This is a genomic window from Pseudomonas sp. PME37.24/006 (assembly GCF_055556635.1).
The window spans coordinates 1,096,518-1,112,731 of record NZ_JBVHNL010000003.1; the positions used below are offsets into that span (position 1 = coordinate 1,096,518).

11 protein-coding genes are annotated in these 16,214 nt (G+C 61.2%); 5 read left to right on the forward strand and 6 right to left on the reverse strand.

Features of this window, described 5'->3' with window-relative positions; genetic code table 11:
• Positions 1–8: 8 nt before the first annotated feature.
• Positions 9–1,316: a CitMHS family transporter gene (locus tag ACZ3GY_RS16095; protein WP_463562214.1), complete on the forward strand. Its 1,308-nt coding sequence runs from the start codon at positions 9–11 to the stop codon at positions 1,314–1,316.
• A 95-nt stretch (positions 1,317–1,411) separates the two neighbouring features.
• Here the strand turns inward: ACZ3GY_RS16095 and ACZ3GY_RS16100 are convergent, their stop codons facing one another.
• On the reverse strand, positions 1,412–2,545 hold the full coding sequence (locus ACZ3GY_RS16100; protein ID WP_465911000.1) for a lactonase family protein: 1,134 nt from the start codon (positions 2,543–2,545) through the stop codon (positions 1,412–1,414).
• Between the two features lie 190 nt (positions 2,546–2,735).
• On the opposite strand from ACZ3GY_RS16100, the gene ACZ3GY_RS16105 reads away from it, so the two are divergent.
• Entirely contained in the window at positions 2,736–4,361 is a 1,626-nt protein-coding gene (locus ACZ3GY_RS16105) for a HAMP domain-containing methyl-accepting chemotaxis protein (RefSeq protein WP_465911002.1), read from the forward strand.
• Between the two features lie 62 nt (positions 4,362–4,423).
• Here the strand turns inward: ACZ3GY_RS16105 and ACZ3GY_RS16110 are convergent, their stop codons facing one another.
• Positions 4,424–5,668: a saccharopine dehydrogenase family protein gene (locus ACZ3GY_RS16110; protein ID WP_465911004.1), complete on the reverse strand. Its 1,245-nt coding sequence runs from the start codon at positions 5,666–5,668 to the stop codon at positions 4,424–4,426.
• Between the two features lie 252 nt (positions 5,669–5,920).
• A complete protein-coding gene (locus ACZ3GY_RS16115) occupies positions 5,921–7,018 on the reverse strand; it encodes a carboxynorspermidine decarboxylase (protein WP_465911005.1) in 1,098 nt (365 codons plus the stop codon).
• 270 nt (positions 7,019–7,288) lie between these two features.
• Between ACZ3GY_RS16115 and mksB the strand changes: the two genes are divergently transcribed.
• The 3 genes from mksB to mksF all read left to right on the forward strand — a co-directional run bounded on the left by mksB (position 7,289) and on the right by mksF (position 12,132).
• A complete protein-coding gene (gene mksB / locus ACZ3GY_RS16120) occupies positions 7,289–8,533 on the forward strand; it encodes an Mks condensin complex protein MksB (protein WP_225838559.1) in 1,245 nt (414 codons plus the stop codon).
• Positions 8,534–8,605: 72 nt separating this feature from the next.
• Positions 8,606–9,301 carry an Mks condensin complex protein MksE gene (mksE, locus tag ACZ3GY_RS16125; protein WP_465911006.1) on the forward strand — a complete coding sequence of 232 codons (696 nt, stop codon included), beginning with the start codon at positions 8,606–8,608 and terminating at the stop codon, positions 9,299–9,301.
• On the forward strand, positions 9,298–12,132 hold the full coding sequence (gene mksF, locus ACZ3GY_RS16130; RefSeq protein ID WP_465911007.1) for an Mks condensin complex protein MksF: 2,835 nt from the start codon (positions 9,298–9,300) through the stop codon (positions 12,130–12,132). The genes mksE and mksF overlap by 4 nt, the downstream gene beginning before the upstream one ends.
• 60 nt (positions 12,133–12,192) lie before the next feature.
• On the opposite strand, the gene ACZ3GY_RS16135 is transcribed toward mksF, so the two are convergent.
• The 3 genes from ACZ3GY_RS16135 to ACZ3GY_RS16145 are packed head-to-tail and all read right to left on the reverse strand — an operon-like array spanning position 12,193 to position 15,752.
• The gene (locus ACZ3GY_RS16135) at positions 12,193–14,490 is read right to left on the reverse strand and encodes a PqiB family protein (protein ID WP_465911008.1); all 2,298 of its coding nucleotides are present in this window, start codon (positions 14,488–14,490) and stop codon (positions 12,193–12,195) included.
• Complete coding sequence (locus ACZ3GY_RS16140) at positions 14,483–15,106, reverse strand: paraquat-inducible protein A (RefSeq protein ID WP_463562222.1); 624 nt, start codon at positions 15,104–15,106, stop codon at positions 14,483–14,485. The genes ACZ3GY_RS16135 and ACZ3GY_RS16140 overlap by 8 nt, the downstream gene beginning before the upstream one ends.
• The gene (locus ACZ3GY_RS16145; RefSeq protein ID WP_463562223.1) at positions 15,093–15,752 is read right to left on the reverse strand and encodes a paraquat-inducible protein A; all 660 of its coding nucleotides are present in this window, start codon (positions 15,750–15,752) and stop codon (positions 15,093–15,095) included. The genes ACZ3GY_RS16140 and ACZ3GY_RS16145 overlap by 14 nt, the downstream gene beginning before the upstream one ends.
• Positions 15,753–16,214: the final 462 nt, after the last annotated feature.

A 16,214-nucleotide genomic window follows, 5' to 3' on the forward strand; every position in this document is an offset into this window, starting at 1 on the left:
AGATCGACATGATCACCGCCCTCGGCTTCACCTTGATGTTCGCCATCGTCGCCCTGATCCTGATGCGGCGCGTTACGCCACTGGTGGCGTTCGTCACGTTGCCTGTCATCGCCTGCGTCATGGCTGGCTTCGGCCTCGGTGAGATCGGCAAATTCATCACCGAAGGTCTGAAGGCGGTCGCGCCAACGGCCACGTTGTTCATCTTCGCCATCCTGTATTTCGGCGTCATGCGCGAACGAGGCCTGTTCGCTCCGCTGGTGACCTTCCTGCTCAAAAGCACCAAGGGCAGACCACTGGCGGTGGCGATCGTCACCGTGGCAGTGACTGCCGTCACGCACCTGGACGGCATCGGCGCGGCGACCTTTCTGCTGGTCATCCCCGCCCTGCTGCCGCTGTACCTGCGCCTGGGTATGAGTCGCGAGATGCTGCTGTGCCTGGTGGTGCTCAGCGCCGGCGTGATGAACATGGTGCCCTGGGGCGGCACCACCGCACGCGCGTCGGCGGTGACCGGCATTGATGCCTCGCAACTGTGGATATCCCTGATCCCGATCCAGGTGATCGGTCTGGCATTGGTCATGAGCCTGGCGGTATTCCTCGGTTTACGCGCCCAGCGCAACCTCGCCAGTAACGGTGGCGTGGCAGGCCATTACACTGCTGACCAAACGCCGGCAGCGGATACTGCGCACCGGCTCAGCCCACGCGACTGGCGCTACTGGGCCAATCTGGCGCTAACGCTGATCATCCTTGTCTGCCTGTTCACCGGGGCGTTTCCGCTCTTCGCCTGCTTCATGGTCGGCCTGGGCATTGCACTGGTCATCAACTACTCAAGCCTGGCAGAACAGAACAACGCGGTGCTACGTCACGCCAGCGACGCCATGCAAATGGCCCTGGTGATGCTCGCTGCGGGCATATTGCTGGGCGTACTGGCCGGCGCCGGCATGTCCGACGGCATGGCACACTGGATGATCAACATCCTGCCCGAAGGCTCGGGCAACTGGCTGCATGTGATCATCGGTGCTTTCGGCGTGCCACTGGGTATGTTGTTCTCGCCAGACGCCTACTACTTCGCACTGCTGCCTGTCATCCGCGATGTCGCCGTAGCGGCAGGTGTTGACCCGGCCGCCGTGGCCAATGCCATGCTGATCGGCGAAAACACCGGCTTCGGCATCAGCCCCGTGGTGCCGAGCGTCTACCTGGCCATTGGCCTGGCAGGCGTCGAGCTGTACAAGCACATCCGCTACACCGTGCTATGGGCCTGGGGCATCAGCTTGATCATGCTGGCTTCGGCGGTACTACTGGGCGTTGTGACGGTATAGTCGAGATAGCTTGCAGCCCACAAAGCGCATCAGCTCTGCGTACAGCAACAAAAAGGATCGCCGCGGCGATCCTTTTTTGTGGGCCTGAAAACCGATCAGGGCTTGGGCTGCAGGATCTCGATCCACAGCGCGCCATCACCAGATGCCGCCTCGCTGACCCGCTTGAGGCTACCCTTTTCGCCGATGGCGTAGCTGCCGATCGTCTGGCTTTTCTCACCGGTTACCAGCAGCCACTTGCCGCCGGGGAAGAAGGCGATGTTGCGCGGCTGTTTTTCCTTGACCGGGTAGTTGCCGACGAAGCTCAGGCTGCCACTCTCTGTGTCGACCTTGAAGGCCGATACCGAGCTGGTGGTGCGCTCGGTGATGTACAGCAATGTGCCGTCTGGCGACAGGCGAATATCGGCGGCCCAAATACGCGGCGTAGGGTCATCCTTGAGGTCATTGTTGGCGGCGCTGCGGGCTTCGCCGTGAGCAAGCCCCAGGCTTTCGGGAATCCCGTTGGCGTGGCTGACTTCTTTCAACGCACCGCTCGTGGGGTCGATGGCAAAACCGGTGACCGTACCGCTGAGCTCACCCACCACATACAGGTATTTGCCATTGGGCGAGAACGCGATGTGCCGTGGGCCGGTTTTGGCGGCGGTGCTGGCAAAGCCATCACCGATGGGGGTCAGCGCGCCGGTTTTCTTGTCCTGGCTGAACTGCAGCACCTTGTCGGCGCCCAGATTACCGGCGTAGACGAAACGGTCACTGATATCGCTGCGGATCGAGTGTGCGAACGGGCCGGTTTTGTAGACCTCGGCCTTGTCAGAAACACGCTGCTCGGCATCAATGGTTTGAACGGTGAGCACTGCACCGCCATAGGAAGCGCCCATCAGAAAACGGCCGCTGCGGTCAGTCGATATGTACGCGAGGCTGTCGGCCAATGGCGCCTGACTGCGCTTTTCCAGGTGCCCGGTTTTGGCGTCGATGTTGTAGACCAGCACGGTGAACGGCGCGACGCGTTGCGCGGCGAAGAGCGTCTTGCCGTCTGGCGAAAGCGCCATGGGATTGACCTTATCGCCCGCCTTGGTCTGCTCGACCAGGGTGATGGCACCGTTACTTTCGTCCAGCCGGTACTGGGAAATCAGCCCGTCGTTGGGGCTGGAAATATAGGCAAAGGTATCTGCTGCATGCGCCTGCAACGTCATGGACGAAGCAAGAGCGGCAGCGAGTACGAGCGGCTTGAACATAGTCGAACACCTTATTGTTATGGTTATTGTGATCGGTCATCGTACGACCGCCCAATTGCAACTGCAAGTGTCTAAAATTCAAGCAAAGAACGCGTATCCAAAGCCCTCTATCTGCCGTTCAAGCCTGATAGCCAGCAGCCGATATATTGCTCACATTACAACAATACCTGCCCGAGCTAACGAGGCCGTCATGCTATTACGCAACTGGAACATTGCTCCCCGAGCTGCCTTTGGATTTGGTTTGATCGCACTGATGGTGGCCTTTCTAGGCATTTTCTCGCTGCTCACCATGTCGAGCATCCGCGAACGAGCCACTGCCATCGAAACCGACTGGGTGCCCAGCATCCGCAACGTCGACACCATCCGCGAGAACATGCTGCGCATCCGTACGATTTCCCTGCGTGTAGCGCTCGACCCCGATCCCAAAAACATCGACACCTATGTGGGTCAGTACGAGGCGCGCAACAAGGTTCTCATGCAGAACATTCAGGACTTCGAGCCCTTCGTCGATACACCGGACGAGCAGCGCATCTATGACCAGTTTCGCAAGGACTTCGCGGCGTATCAGCGTGGAATGGCCGAGTCGTTCGTACTGGCGCGCAGTGGTGATCGGCAAGCGCTGAACAAGCTACTGCTGGTGGACATGAAGCCCGTGGTCGATGGCACCGGCGCACAACTTGCCGAACTGGGCGAAATCTACGGCAAAGGCATCGAACAGGAAGGCAAGGTCTCGGCGGATGAATATGCCCAGTCGCGCCTGGTGGTCATCGCCGTAATCGTGCTTGCCGCGCTGGTCACCGTACTGCTGGCCTGGTTGCTGACCCGCAGCATCGTCGGCCCGCTGAAGAATGCTGTGCAGGCCGCGCAGCACGTAGCCGATGGCGACCTGACCAAACGCATCGAGGTCGATGGCCGCGACGAAGTCAGCCAGTTGCAGACCTCATTGGCGCAGATGCAGCAGCGCCTGCGCGAAACCCTGGCGGAGATTTCCGGCTCCTCGACTCAACTGGCCGCGGCTGCCGAAGAGCTCAACATGGTGACCGAAGAAGCCGGCCGCGGGCTGCAGCAGCAGAACGACGAGATCGAGCAAGCCGCCACTGCCGTCAATGAAATGAGCGCAGCAGTGGATGAAGTGGCGCGCAATGCGGTGTCGACCTCGGAGGCCTCGAAGGCTTCCAACCAGTCCGCCCAGGTCGGGCAAACGCGGGTCTCGGAAACCATTACCGCCATCAGTGGCCTGTTTGGCGAAGTAGAAAGTACCTCGACGCTGGTGCAGCGTGTCGCAGAGCAATCCCAGGAAATCGGCAAGGTGCTGGACGTGATCCGTGCCATCGCCGAACAGACCAACCTGCTGGCGCTCAACGCGGCCATCGAAGCGGCGCGTGCTGGCGAATCCGGCCGCGGTTTTGCGGTGGTGGCCGATGAAGTGCGGGCGCTGGCCCATCGCACGCAGAACTCCACCCAGGAGATCGAGCAGATGGTCTCCAGTATGCGTACCGGCGCCAGCCAGGCGCTGACGTCCATGCAATCGAGCAGCAGCAGAGCCCGCGAGACCCGCGAACTGGCGCAGAGCGCAGGCACGGCGCTGGAAGAGATCACCGCCGGGATCGGTGAAATGTACGAGCGCAACCTGGTGATCGCCAGCGCGGCAGAAGAGCAGGCCCAGGTGGCCCGCGAAGTCGACCGTAACCTGGTGAACATTCGCGACCTGTCGGTACAGTCCGCAACCGGCGCCCACCAGACCAGCGCATCCAGCCACGAGCTGTCCCGACTGGCTGCAGACCTCAGCCGCCTGGTGAACCGCTTCAGCGTTTAAGCAACCGCCAAGAAACGAAAAAGGATCGCCGAGGCGATCCTTTTTCGTTCAACCGAGGGGGCTCAGAGCGCCTGATCCCAAGGACGGTCGCCGTGCTCATCCTTGATGCGGGTGGGCAGCCCCATCACATCGAGGAGTTTGAGGAACGGCTCGGCCGGCAGCTCCTCGACGTTGACCATGCGCTGCACGTCCCACTCACCACGGGCGACCAGCAGCGCAGCGGCTACGGGTGGTACGCCTGCGGTGTAGGAAATACCCTGGCTGTCGGTCTCGGCGTAGGCTTCTTCGTGGTCGGCCACGTTGTAGATGAACACTTCGCGCGGCTGGCCATTCTTGGTGCCTTTGACCAGATCACCGATGCAGGTCTTGCCGGTGTAGCCCGGCGCCAGCGAGGCGGGATCAGGCAGCACGGCCTTGACCACTTTCAGCGGCACGACTTGCAGACCTTCTGCTGTGGTTACCGGCTGCTCGGAGAGCAGGCCAAGGTTCTTCAGCACGGTGAACACGTTGATGTAGTGCTCGCCGAAACTCATCCAGAAACGCACGTTGGGCACGTTGAGGTTCTTGGAGATCGAGTGCACTTCATCGTGACCGGTCAGGTACAGGTTCTGCTCGCCGACAAAGGGCAGATCATCAGTACGCTTGACCTCGAACATGGTGTTGGTCGTCCACTGGCTGTTCTGCCAGCTGTAGACCTGACCGGTGAACTCACGGAAATTGATTTCCGGGTCGAAATTGGTGGCGAAATATTTGCCGTGGGAGCCGGCATTAACGTCGAGGATGTCGATCGAATCAATGCGGTCGAAATGCGCTTGCTGGGCCAGCGCCGCATAGGCATTGACCACACCCGGATCGAAGCCCACGCCGAGAATGGCGGTGACGTTCTTCTGCTGGCATTCCTCGAGGTGTTTCCACTCGTAGTTGCCGTACCAGGGCGGCGTTTCGCAGATTTTGCCCGGTTCTTCGTGAATGGCGGTGTCCAGATAGGCCACGCCGGTATCGATGCAGGCACGCAGCACCGACATGTTGAGGAAGGCGGAACCGACGTTGATGACAATCTGCGATTCGGTCTCGCGGATCAGCGTCTTGGTCGCCTCGATATCCAGAGCATTGAGCGAGAAGGCCTGGATGTCGGCGGGCACCTTGAGGCTACCCTTGGCCTTGACGCTGTCGATGATGGCCTGGCATTTGGAGATGTTCCGTGACGCGATGGCAATACGACCGAGTTCGTCGTTGTGCTGCGCGCACTTGTGGGCCACCACCTTGGCGACACCTCCTGCACCAATGATAAGGACGTTCTGCTTCAATTGTTTCACCTCCAGATACTGCATGTGTTGAGAAAGTTACTGCGCTATCACAAGCCAACTCACCCGCTCACGCCTGAGCACGGCGCTGAAAGCCATTCGATCTGGTGGGCTGAAGCCCACCCTACCCGCACGCTGCGGTATCACTACGCGTGACTTGTAGGGTGGGCGTCGCTTCATCCGTCCACCAAATACGGCGGACAAAAGAAGCGTTGGCTACGCGCCCCGGGCCACCCTACGTCCACACTCCGGCTGTTACGAAAGGCTGGACAGGTAATCGTCGAAACCGAACTCGCGAACCACCTCGACACTACCGTCGAGCTGCTTGACCACGATGGACGGCATCTTCAGGCCGTTGAACCAGTTCTTCTTGACCATGGTGTAACCCGCCGTATCGACGAACGACAGGCGATCGCCGATGGCCAGCGGCGCGGCGAATTGATACTCCCCGAAAATGTCACCGGCCAGGCAGGATTTACCGCACACCATATAGGTGTGTTCACCGTCGCTCGGCGCCAGCTTGGCGTTGAGACGGTAGATGAGCAGGTCGAGCAGGTGAGCCTCGATGGAGCTGTCGACCACCGCTAGGTGCTTGCCGTTGTACAGGGTGTCGAGCACGGTGACTTCCAAGGAAGCGCTGTTGGTGATCGCCGCCTCGCCTGGCTCCAGATAAACCTGCACAGCGTACTTCTCGGAGAACGCCTTGAGGCGCGCGCAGAAGGCGTCCAGCGCATAACCTTCGCCGGTAAAGTGAATGCCGCCACCGAGGCTGACCCACTCGACCTTGTGCAGCAGATGGCCGAAGCGCGTTTCGATATGGCTGAGCATCCCATCGAACAGGCCGAAATCGCCGTTTTCGCAGTTGTTGTGAAACATGAAGCCGGAGATCTGATCGATCACCGCTTCGATCTTTTCCGGATCCCACTCGCCCAGGCGGCTGAACGGACGCGCCGGGTCGGCCAGCAAATAATCCGAGCTGCTCACCTGCGGATTCACGCGCAAGCCGCGCACTTTGCCCGCGGACGCCTCGGCGAAACGCTCGAGTTGGCCGATGGAGTTGAAGATGATCTTGTCGCAGTTCGCCAACATCTCCTCGATCTCGTCATCGGCCCAGGCCACGCTGTAGGCATGGGTCTCGCCGGCGAACTTCTGGCGGCCGAGTTTGAGCTCGTAGAGCGAGCTCGATGTGGTGCCGTCCATGTACTGCTGCATCAGGTCGAACACCGACCAAGTGGCAAAGCATTTGAGTGCCAGCAGCGCCTTGGCCCCGGAGTGTTCGCGCACGTAGGCGATCTTCTCCATGTTGCCCAGCAGCTTCTGTTTGTCGATGAGGTAGTACGGCGTTTTGATCATTGCGCAGTCCGTAATAAAGGTCGGCCAACAGGAGCCCGCCAGCCTCCTGAAAAAAGCGGACGCGAATTGTGCCGACAACCGCTGCAGATCGAAAGGCCACTGGGCATATTTTGTCCATTTACGGATATTTCAGGCCGCGACCGAAGCAGCGCCGTTCAGTCGATTCGCCGCCGAGCATGCCCACCGGCGATGACGGCCGCGTGACAATGCAGCGACGTGCCGCTTTCCCGTACAATCGGCGTTTTTTCGAAATCGAGCGACAGCCCCGCGATGATCGATCCCAAACGCGTATTGCGCGCCCTTGCCGAGCACTGGGCGCTGCTCGAACCACTCTGCGAAAGCTTCGACAGCGGCACCCTGAGCCTGGTAGATCTGCGCAAGCAGCTCACCGCGCAGTTACCGCCGCAAAGTACCGCGGTGGACGTCACCGCGCTGCTCGACCAGTGGATCCGCCTGGACATCCTGGTGCCGGTGGCCAAGAGCCCCAACCGCTTCGAGCTCAACGCGCAGATTCACGACTTTCTCGCCTACCTGCGTCGTGAGCATCGCCTCGGTCTGTGCCTGGAAATCGAAGCCTACCTGCGCCATCTCGAACGCCTGGCGGGCTATATCCAGGATGCCTTCGAGATACGTGACGGCAACGACCTGGCCCGTCAGTTGCGCCTGCTCGACATGCGCGTTCGCGACGTCCTGAAGAAGCTCGGCAACGATGAGCAGGCACTGGTAGGCGTGGCCGAACGGGCCAAGACCAGCGACCGGCAGATCCCGCTGCGCCAGCGCTACGCCGAAGTGCTGGCTACCTGGGACGAGTATGTCGAACCGATGATCCAGCTGGTCGCCGCCGACGGCGCCTTCGAGCAGGGTGTGCGCCGCGTCGAGCAGGTGCTGCTCAAGCTGCTCGGCGAACAGCAGCGCCTCGGCCAACTGGTCGATGATGACCTGCTGCTGCGCACCCACGCCCGTATCCTGGAAATGCAGACCACCGCCCAGTTGACCCTGCGCAAGGCCCGCGAGCTGCTGCTGCCGCTACGCGAGGAAGCACGCCGGCACAACGCCGTGACCCGTGGCGCGGCGCTGGCCCTGTCAGTGATCCGCAAGAAGGGCATAGAGGCGGTGCCGCAGGCAGCGATGCCGATGTTCACCCGCCCGCAGAGCAACTTCCTCGGCAGCGCGTCCCAGGTCGAGGCCTATGTGTATGCCCTGGCTCGCTTCGAGGCCAAGCCCAATCATTTCCCGAAGGCCAGCGGCAAGCGCAAGGGCGACAGCCCACGGGCACCGAAAACCGCCCGGGAAATGATCGACCGCTGCGAGCAGTCGCTGCCGCTGCCGGATCTGATGACCTGGCTGCTGGAGCAGGAGCCCGAAGGCGCCACCGACGAACTGCTCTACTGGTTCTCGCGCCTGTCGCGCGAAGGCCGCTTCCAGCGCGATCGCCTGGAGCGCCAGGTCTACCTGACCCGCGAGCACGAGATCAGTATCAGCTCCTATGCCCTGGTGGGTCGCCCGAGTGCCTAGCCCTTTGTCCACCACCGACCATCACGAATTCTCGGCTGTAGCCCAGGCTCCAGCTGCCAACGAGCACCGCACATGAATATCGACCTGAAAGAAATGACCCAGCTCGCGGCCGCGTTCCGCGACCTGTTCAAGGGCTACCACATCTCCCGCAGCGAGCCCGAGTGCTACGCCCAGCTGTCGAGCATGCAGGATCAATATCGCGCCCTGTTCCGCGCCCTGGGCTTCGAGCTGGTGTGCGACCCACGCGGCTTCTACTACTTTGTCCCGGAACAGGCCGCGCCGCAGGTCAACAAGACCGCCCAGCGCCTGGCGCTGTTCACCTTCATTCTGGTCGAGCACCTGGCTGACCAGGGCCGTGACCCACTGTCCGTACTCGATGGCGGCACCATTGGCCGTGACGAGTTGCCAGCGCTGCTCGACAAGTACCGCGACCTGTTCCTGCAAGCCGAAGTCACCACCCACGAAGAGCTGGAAGACAAGGTCATCCGCCGCCTCACCCAACTCGGCTTCGCCGAAGACAGCAACGGCGTGTACCGCTTCCTGCCGCCGATGCATCGCTTCCTCGATGTCTGTCTGGCGGTGCAGCACGACCGAGACCTGGCCGCCAGCCTGCACAGCACCGACCTGCCGCTGCCGGCCCCGATCCTGATCGACGATGACAGTGGTGACCCGATCATCACCCTCGACGATGCCGTCGAAGAATCCGAGGAAGAAGCCATGGCCCGTGCCCTGGCCGAAGAGCGCGCTGCACAGGAGCAAGACGCATGACCCAGGAACGCTACGGCATCCGCCGCTTCGCCCTGCTGAACACCGCTGGCTACAGCCTCGGCCTGTTTCCGCTGGAAAACCCGCTGTCGGTGTATGGCGCCAACAACCTCGGTAAGTCGGCATCGATCAACGCCCTGCAGTTCCCGATCCTGGCGCGCATGTCGGACATGAGTTTCGGCAAGTACAGCCTGGAGCAGTCGCGCAAGTTCTACTTCGCCACCGACACCAGCTACATCCTCGTCGAAGTCGCCCTGCCCCATGGCCCCCACGTGATCGGCGTGGCCGGGCGTGGCCCCGGTGGCGGCTTCGGCCATCAGTTCTTCGCCTATGCGGGCGAGCTGGATCTGGATCACTACCAGCAGGGCGGCACCTGCCTGCGTCAGCGCGAGCTGTTCAAGAACCTCGGCCAGGCCGGCATCACCGCCTATGAGCTCAAGCCCGACGAGCTGCGTCGCCTTTTGGTCGGCGGGCACACCAGCATCCCGCTGGATCTGACCCTGATTCCGCTGCGCTCGACCAGCGAGCAGAGCCTGAAAACCTTCCGCGCGCTGTTCATCAACCTGCTGCACATGCGCGAGATCACCGCCGCCAAGCTCAAGCAGCTGTTCCTCGATGCCTTCGAGCACAGCCTGCGCTCCGGCAGCGTCGACTACATCGCCGCCACCGAAGAAGCCTTCCGCGACGTGCGCCGCATGGAGCAGGACTACCAGGCGCTGGTCACCGCCGGCCCGCTGATCGAGGCCCTGGCATCCGGCGTGAACCAGCGCGAACACCTACGCGGCAAGCTGCATCGCCTGTCGCCGCTGCTCGACTCGCTGCTCGGCACCTGGCACGACTACGCCGATGCACGCAAGGAAGAGCTGGTGATCCAGGCCGAGCACTACCGCAACGAGCAGGACGGCCTGCAGAACGATCAGCGCGGCGGCACTCAGGAACTGATGCGCATGGAGCGCGAGATCAGCGAGATCCAGCGCTGGCTCGGTGAGCTGGCGGTGCTGAAGAACCGCTTCGCGCTGGTCGACGACGTCAAGGTACTGGAGGCCCAGTTGCTGGCCGCCAAGGATGCCCACGACGAACTGGCCGGCGCTCTGGCTCAGTCCCGTCAGTTCTCCAGCGAAGACTTGGACGAACGTCTGCGCGATCTGGAAAAACGCCTCAAGTCGGTCAAGCAGCAGCTCGACCACGCCGACAACAACAGCTACTCGCGCCTGCGCGAAGAGTTCTCCCAGGCTGACGTCGATCGCCTGATGCGCCTGTTCAACGGTCAGTTGTTCAGCCTGCCGCTCGGCGAGAAAGGCATTCAGCTCGACGACGGCGACGTGTGGGTCAAATCCCTGGAAGCGATTCTCGACAGCTTCAAGGGCGAGCATTTCCAGGTGCCCGGTCTGGATATCGACCTCTCGAATATCGAGCCGCCTGCCCTGCAGGCCCTGGCCGACCGCGCTGCCCTGCGTGACCAGAAGGATCGCCTCGACCGCGAATACAAGCAGCTCAAGACCCAGCAGTCGGTGGCAGCCGACCGCGCCGCCAGCAAGGCCCAGGCCGAGCAGCTGTACCAGGCCGTACTCGACGCCCAGAAGGCGCTGGAAGACTTCCGTCGCAGCCAGACGCTAGCTGCCGAGGAAGACGGCAAGCTGGAAAAACTCGCCCAGCTGGAAGGCGCCCAGGACGAACTCAAGCGCGCCAGTGATGCCTTCACCGAGCGCGTCCAGCAACTGTCCGCCAAGCTGCAACTGATCGGCCGTCAGATCGCCGATCTGGAAGCCAAGGAGCGCACGCTGGAAGACGCCCTGCGCCGTCGCCAGCTGCTGCCCGCCGACCTGCCCTTCGGCACCCCGTACATGGAGCCGGTCGACGACTCACTGGACAATCTGCTGCCGCTGCTCAACGACTACCAGGACACCTGGCAGGGTCTGCAGCGCAGCGACGGGCAGATCGAGGCGCTATACGCCCAGGTGCGCCTCAAGGGCGTCGCCAAGTTCGACAGCGAAGACGACATGGAGCGCCGCCTGAAACTGCTGGTCAACGCCTACGCCCACCGCCAGGACGAGGCCCTGACCCTGGCCAAGGCACGTCGTGCCGCAGTGACCGACATTGCCCGTACCCTGCGCAACATCCGCAGCGACTACGACAACCTCGAGCACCAGTTGGCACTGTTCAACCGTGAGATCAACAAGCGTCAGGTTTCCAACCTGCAGAGCTTCCGCATCGTCCTGGCGCCGAACAAGGATGCCCTGCGCCATATCGATCAGATCATCCACAGCGCCGGTCAGTACGAAGAAGGCGAAACCCTGTCGGTATTCGACCTGCAACAGAGCAGCGAGCAGGATGTGAAGAACGAAGAAGCCAAGGACTACCTGTCGCGCCTGGTGGCTGCCAACGGCAACCAACTGGGCCTCAAGGATCTCTTCGAGCTGGCCTTCGAAATCACCAAGGTACACGGCCAGCCGGTGATCCACACCGACATCGACGGCGCCGCTTCCAACGGCACCACGATGACCATCAAGGCGCTGACCAACATGTACCTGCTGCTGCACCTGATGGATCGCGATCAGGCCGGCCGTGTACGCCTGCCCTACTACCTTGACGAGGCAGCGGACATCGACGAGCGCAACCAGCAGGCGCTGATCGAGACCAGCCTGCAGCTCGGTTTCGTGCCGATTCTCGCCTCGGTGAAACCTCAGGTCTCGGCCACCGTGGCCATCGACCTGGAAGGTGGCAGCGGGCCGAACGGCATCTACATCGACGAAGCCGACTGGAAGTACATCAAACGCCGCGAGCAAACCGAAGCACCGGCAAGCAGCGAGCAGGATGCGGCCGAGCCGGCCTGATAGCGCTGCACAACGCAAAAGGCCCGCGTTTTTACGCGGGCCTTTTGCTTTCAGTGACGCTTATCTGGGCAAGGCTATTTTCGGCGCCCACTCCAGCCACTCCGGCTGATACTCGTCGAACAACGCAAAGGTCTGACCAGGCCTGGCGGTATTGCTCTCGGTATCTGGCGTTGCGAAGGCAACACCCCCTGCGACCAGGGTCTCCAGAGACTCGGTGCGCACCGTCATGCCCTTGAACAAGCCGACATCGACACCGAACCCCGAGCTGTTCCAGAAGCGGCTACCGGTTTTCACCAACCCGGCATAACGCGGCTCGATAAGAATCTGGATCAGCACCCGGTCGGCAGTTGCTCCCAGCTCATAGCCAGTCACTTTGCCAACCTGAATCTCGCGATAGGTGACTGGCGCACCAGCCTTCAGAGAGCCACGCCTCGCGGCGCTCAACACCAGACGCAGCCCCGGCTCATCGATCACCTGCTCAGGAGCACCCTTGAGCGCAACGAACTGGTTCTGCCGGCCATCCTTCTGCTCCGATGGCAGCACCTCGATGTATTGGCCGCCGATCAGCGTGTCGAGATTCTGCGCGCCGCTCAAACTGACTTCCGGCTTGACCACCCAGAACCGCGATCCAGGCCGCAACACTTCCCGAGCAGCAGTGGTTATGCGCCCGTGCAGGTTTACCGCTTGCAGATCGTCGGTCAGCTCGACCCGCTCGATCTTGCCGATATCCAGCCCCTTGAAGCGGATGGCAGTGCCCGGTGACATGCCGTCGCCACGCTCCACGCGAATGCTGATTACATCGCCTTCCTGCCTGGCCGCTTCTTGGTCGGCAAACAGGTTGAAGCGCTGTACGCGCTTCGGCTCAGCCGGCGCTTTCAAATCATCGGTCTCGAAGGCAATGCCTCCCGATATGAGCGTCTGCAAAGATTCGCTCTTGACCTCGATGCCGGACAAACCACCCTTCAAGGTGATGCCGCTGACATTCCAGAAGCGCGTGGTTCGATTAACCAGCCCAGCGTATTCAGGCTCGATATGCACGCCGAGCACGATCTGCTTGTTGTCACGCGACAACTGGAAGCTCTGCACCGTACCCACTTTCATCTGCCGGTAGAGAATCGGGCTGCCTACGTCCACCGAGCCGAGGGTATCGCTGAACAGCACCAGGTGCAGCCCTTCGGAACCAAGATCCAGCGGCGGCGCCTTGGCCCGCGCAACGAACTCGCGACGCGGCGCGCCGCCCAGCTCACCGGGACGGATGGCGATGTAGTTACCTTTGACCAGCGCCTCAATACCGGTAATGCCTGCCAGTGAGATCGACGGCTTGACCACCCAGAACTGGCTGCCTTCAACCAGATAATCCTCGGCCAGCGGATCCATGGCCAATTCCGCCGTAGCACTCTTCAAATCTGGATCGACTTTCAGGTTCTTCAACGTACCGGCCTGAATACCTTTGTACATCACAGGCGTACGCCCGGCCTGCAGGCCCTCGAAGTCGGTCAGTTTGACCACGGCCTTGATGCCTGCCTGCGCTGCATCGAAGTCCTCATAAAGCCGGAAGGGTTTGCTAGGATCGGTGGGAGGGCTGTCCTTGCGATGTTCCGGCGTCGCAAAAGCGATGCCGCCTGCCACGATACTGGCCAGGGATTCGCTACGAACCTTCACCCCCGAGAAATTGGCATCGATGCTGATGCCGCTGGCATTCCAGAAACGCGTATGTTTGCGCACAAGATCGGCATAGGCCGGCTCGATGAATACTTTCACATCGACCGAAGTCTGGTCATTGGCGAGCTCATAGCTTTTCACCCGACCGACCTGGATCTGCTTGTAGAACACAGGACTATCACGGTTCAACGAGCCAAGTCGCTCGGCCTTGAGGATCAGGTGCAGGCCGGGTTGTTCATCAGAGAGCGGAGGTGCCTGGGGCAGCGCCTGGAAATCATAGGTCGGCTCACCTGCTCCTGGACTAACGGAGATGTAGTTACCGGAGACCAGCGTCTCCAGTCCAGTGATACCCGCGAGGCTGACGCTCGGCTTGACCAGCCAGAAACGCGTACCGGAACGCAGTTGATACTCGACGTCCTTACTCATCTCCAGCGTGGCGATCACTCCGCGCTGCTTCTCGCTCTGATCCAGGGTCAGGCTCGATACCTTACCGATCGACATCCCCTTGTAGACCACCTCGGTCTTGCCGGCTTCGATGCCTTCACCACTGGCGAACACCACCTGAATCTGGATACCCGCCTCACTGTAGGCACGCCAGCCCAGCCAGCCACCGATCAGCAAAGCAATCAGCGGCAGCACCCATATCGCAGACCAGTTGGAAGCCGGACGCGTCCTGGCCGTGGGCAGATCATTCATGGTCGTCATCCGATTCCGTATTATCCCAAATCAATCGAGGGTCGAAGGTCAGTGCTGCCAGCATGGTCAGGATCACCACACTGGCGAAAGCCACCGCTCCTATCCCTGGCTCGACGCTCGCCAAACTGCCGAATCTGACCACCGCCACCAGAATGGCAATGACGAAGATATCCAGCATCGACCAGCGCCCGATCCATTCGATGAAGCGGTACATCAAAATTCGTTGGCGAGCCGACATCGGCTGATGACGCTGCACCGAATAAAGCAGCAAGCCGATGCCGACCAGCTTGAAGGTAGGCACCAGGATGCTGGCGATGAATACCACCGCAGCGATCGGCAGCATGCCATTTTCTACCAGCGTGATGACACCAGACATGATGGTGTCCGGCTGCCCTTTGCCGAGGGAGTTGACTGTCATGATCGGCAGCAGGTTCGCGGGAATGTAGAGGATGGCTGCGGTCACCAGCAACGCCCAGGTGCGAACCAGACTATTGGGCTGGCGTGGATGTACACGTCCGCCACAGCGCGAACAGAACTGTCGCTTCAGTTCGGGCTCGTGGCGATTGATCTGATGGCATTCGTGGCAGATCAGCAACCCGGCATCAATGGCGCGCACTGATATCCTCCCCCGCCAGGGCTTCCCAGATCTGGTGAGGCGACATAGTCACCTCCAACCAGACCTGCACCAACAGCAGTGCAATGAAACAGACCAGACCGAAGCCCAGAGACAAGGCTGCGATATCGGCCAGTTTGACGATGGAAACCAGAATGCCCATCAGGTAGACCTCAAGCATGCCCCATTCGCGCATGTGATGATAAATGCGGTAGAGCAGCAACCCGTAACCCCGGCCAACCTTCAGACTGATGCTCAGGAGCACCAACAGCTGACAGAGCAGCTTGAGCAGCGGCACCGCCATGCTGCACAGGAACACCACCACGGCAATGCTCTGCATGCCGCTGTCATACAGACCGAGCACCCCGCTCCACACCGTGTCATTAGCGGTTTGCCCCAACAGGGTGAGGTGCATGATCGGCAGGAAATTCGCGGGGACGTACAGCAGAAGCGCCGCCAGCACCAAAGCCAGGCTGCGGCGCACCACCTGATGCCGATGGTTGTAGAGCTCATAACCACAACGTGGGCATTCAACGCTCTCACCATCGCCGATGTGCGGCTTACGCATGAGCAGATCGCATTCATGGCATGCGACCAGCTCCGTCAGAGGTACTTCAGCTAACGACTGCTGCTCGGCCAACTCTGGCATGGATGGAATTCTCGAAAGTATCGAAGCATTCTAAACGAGACCCCGGCGGCGGCGCACAGTTGTGCTGATTATTTCCGCTTGCAAACATTTCCCGGGCATCACAGGGCTACGTTCGTTGTGCGTAGGCAAGAAGCATGTGAGCGACCCAGTGAACCTCAGGTCGGCTAACCCAGGCTACAAAGCCGCCTCAAGGCATCCGTAGGGTGGAAGACGCCTCACCCTTCCACCACAAGCTCACCGCAATGCTCAGCACGTACCGCTGCCCCGTAGCCTGGGTCGGGCGCAGCAACACCCAGGATGCCCATTAAAGCTCAAGCCTCGCTGTGCAATCGATCGTTGTAGGAGGCGGCTTGCCGGCGATGCTCGTGCCCGTGGCTCGCCGGCGCCTACGCTCGACCTGCTGCAGCGGTCTTTTTCCTGCGCCGCAAAGACGAAACCCCAGACCTCTGTCGAGATCTGGGG

Coding starts and splice junctions, on each gene's coding strand:
- mksB (WP_225838559.1), top strand. CDS start 7,289: ATGATCGATCCCAAACGCGTATTGCGCGCCCTTGCCGAGCACTGGGCG.
- mksF (WP_465911007.1), top strand. CDS start 9,298: ATGACCCAGGAACGCTACGGCATCCGCCGCTTCGCCCTGCTGAACACC.
- ACZ3GY_RS16100 (WP_465911000.1), bottom strand. CDS start 2,545: ATGTTCAAGCCGCTCGTACTCGCTGCCGCTCTTGCTTCGTCCATGACG.
- ACZ3GY_RS16095 (WP_463562214.1), top strand. CDS start 9: ATGATCACCGCCCTCGGCTTCACCTTGATGTTCGCCATCGTCGCCCTG.
- mksE (WP_465911006.1), top strand. CDS start 8,606: ATGAATATCGACCTGAAAGAAATGACCCAGCTCGCGGCCGCGTTCCGC.
- ACZ3GY_RS16115 (WP_465911005.1), bottom strand. CDS start 7,018: ATGATCAAAACGCCGTACTACCTCATCGACAAACAGAAGCTGCTGGGC.
- ACZ3GY_RS16135 (WP_465911008.1), bottom strand. CDS start 14,490: ATGAATGATCTGCCCACGGCCAGGACGCGTCCGGCTTCCAACTGGTCT.
- ACZ3GY_RS16105 (WP_465911002.1), top strand. CDS start 2,736: ATGCTATTACGCAACTGGAACATTGCTCCCCGAGCTGCCTTTGGATTT.
- ACZ3GY_RS16145 (WP_463562223.1), bottom strand. CDS start 15,752: ATGCCAGAGTTGGCCGAGCAGCAGTCGTTAGCTGAAGTACCTCTGACG.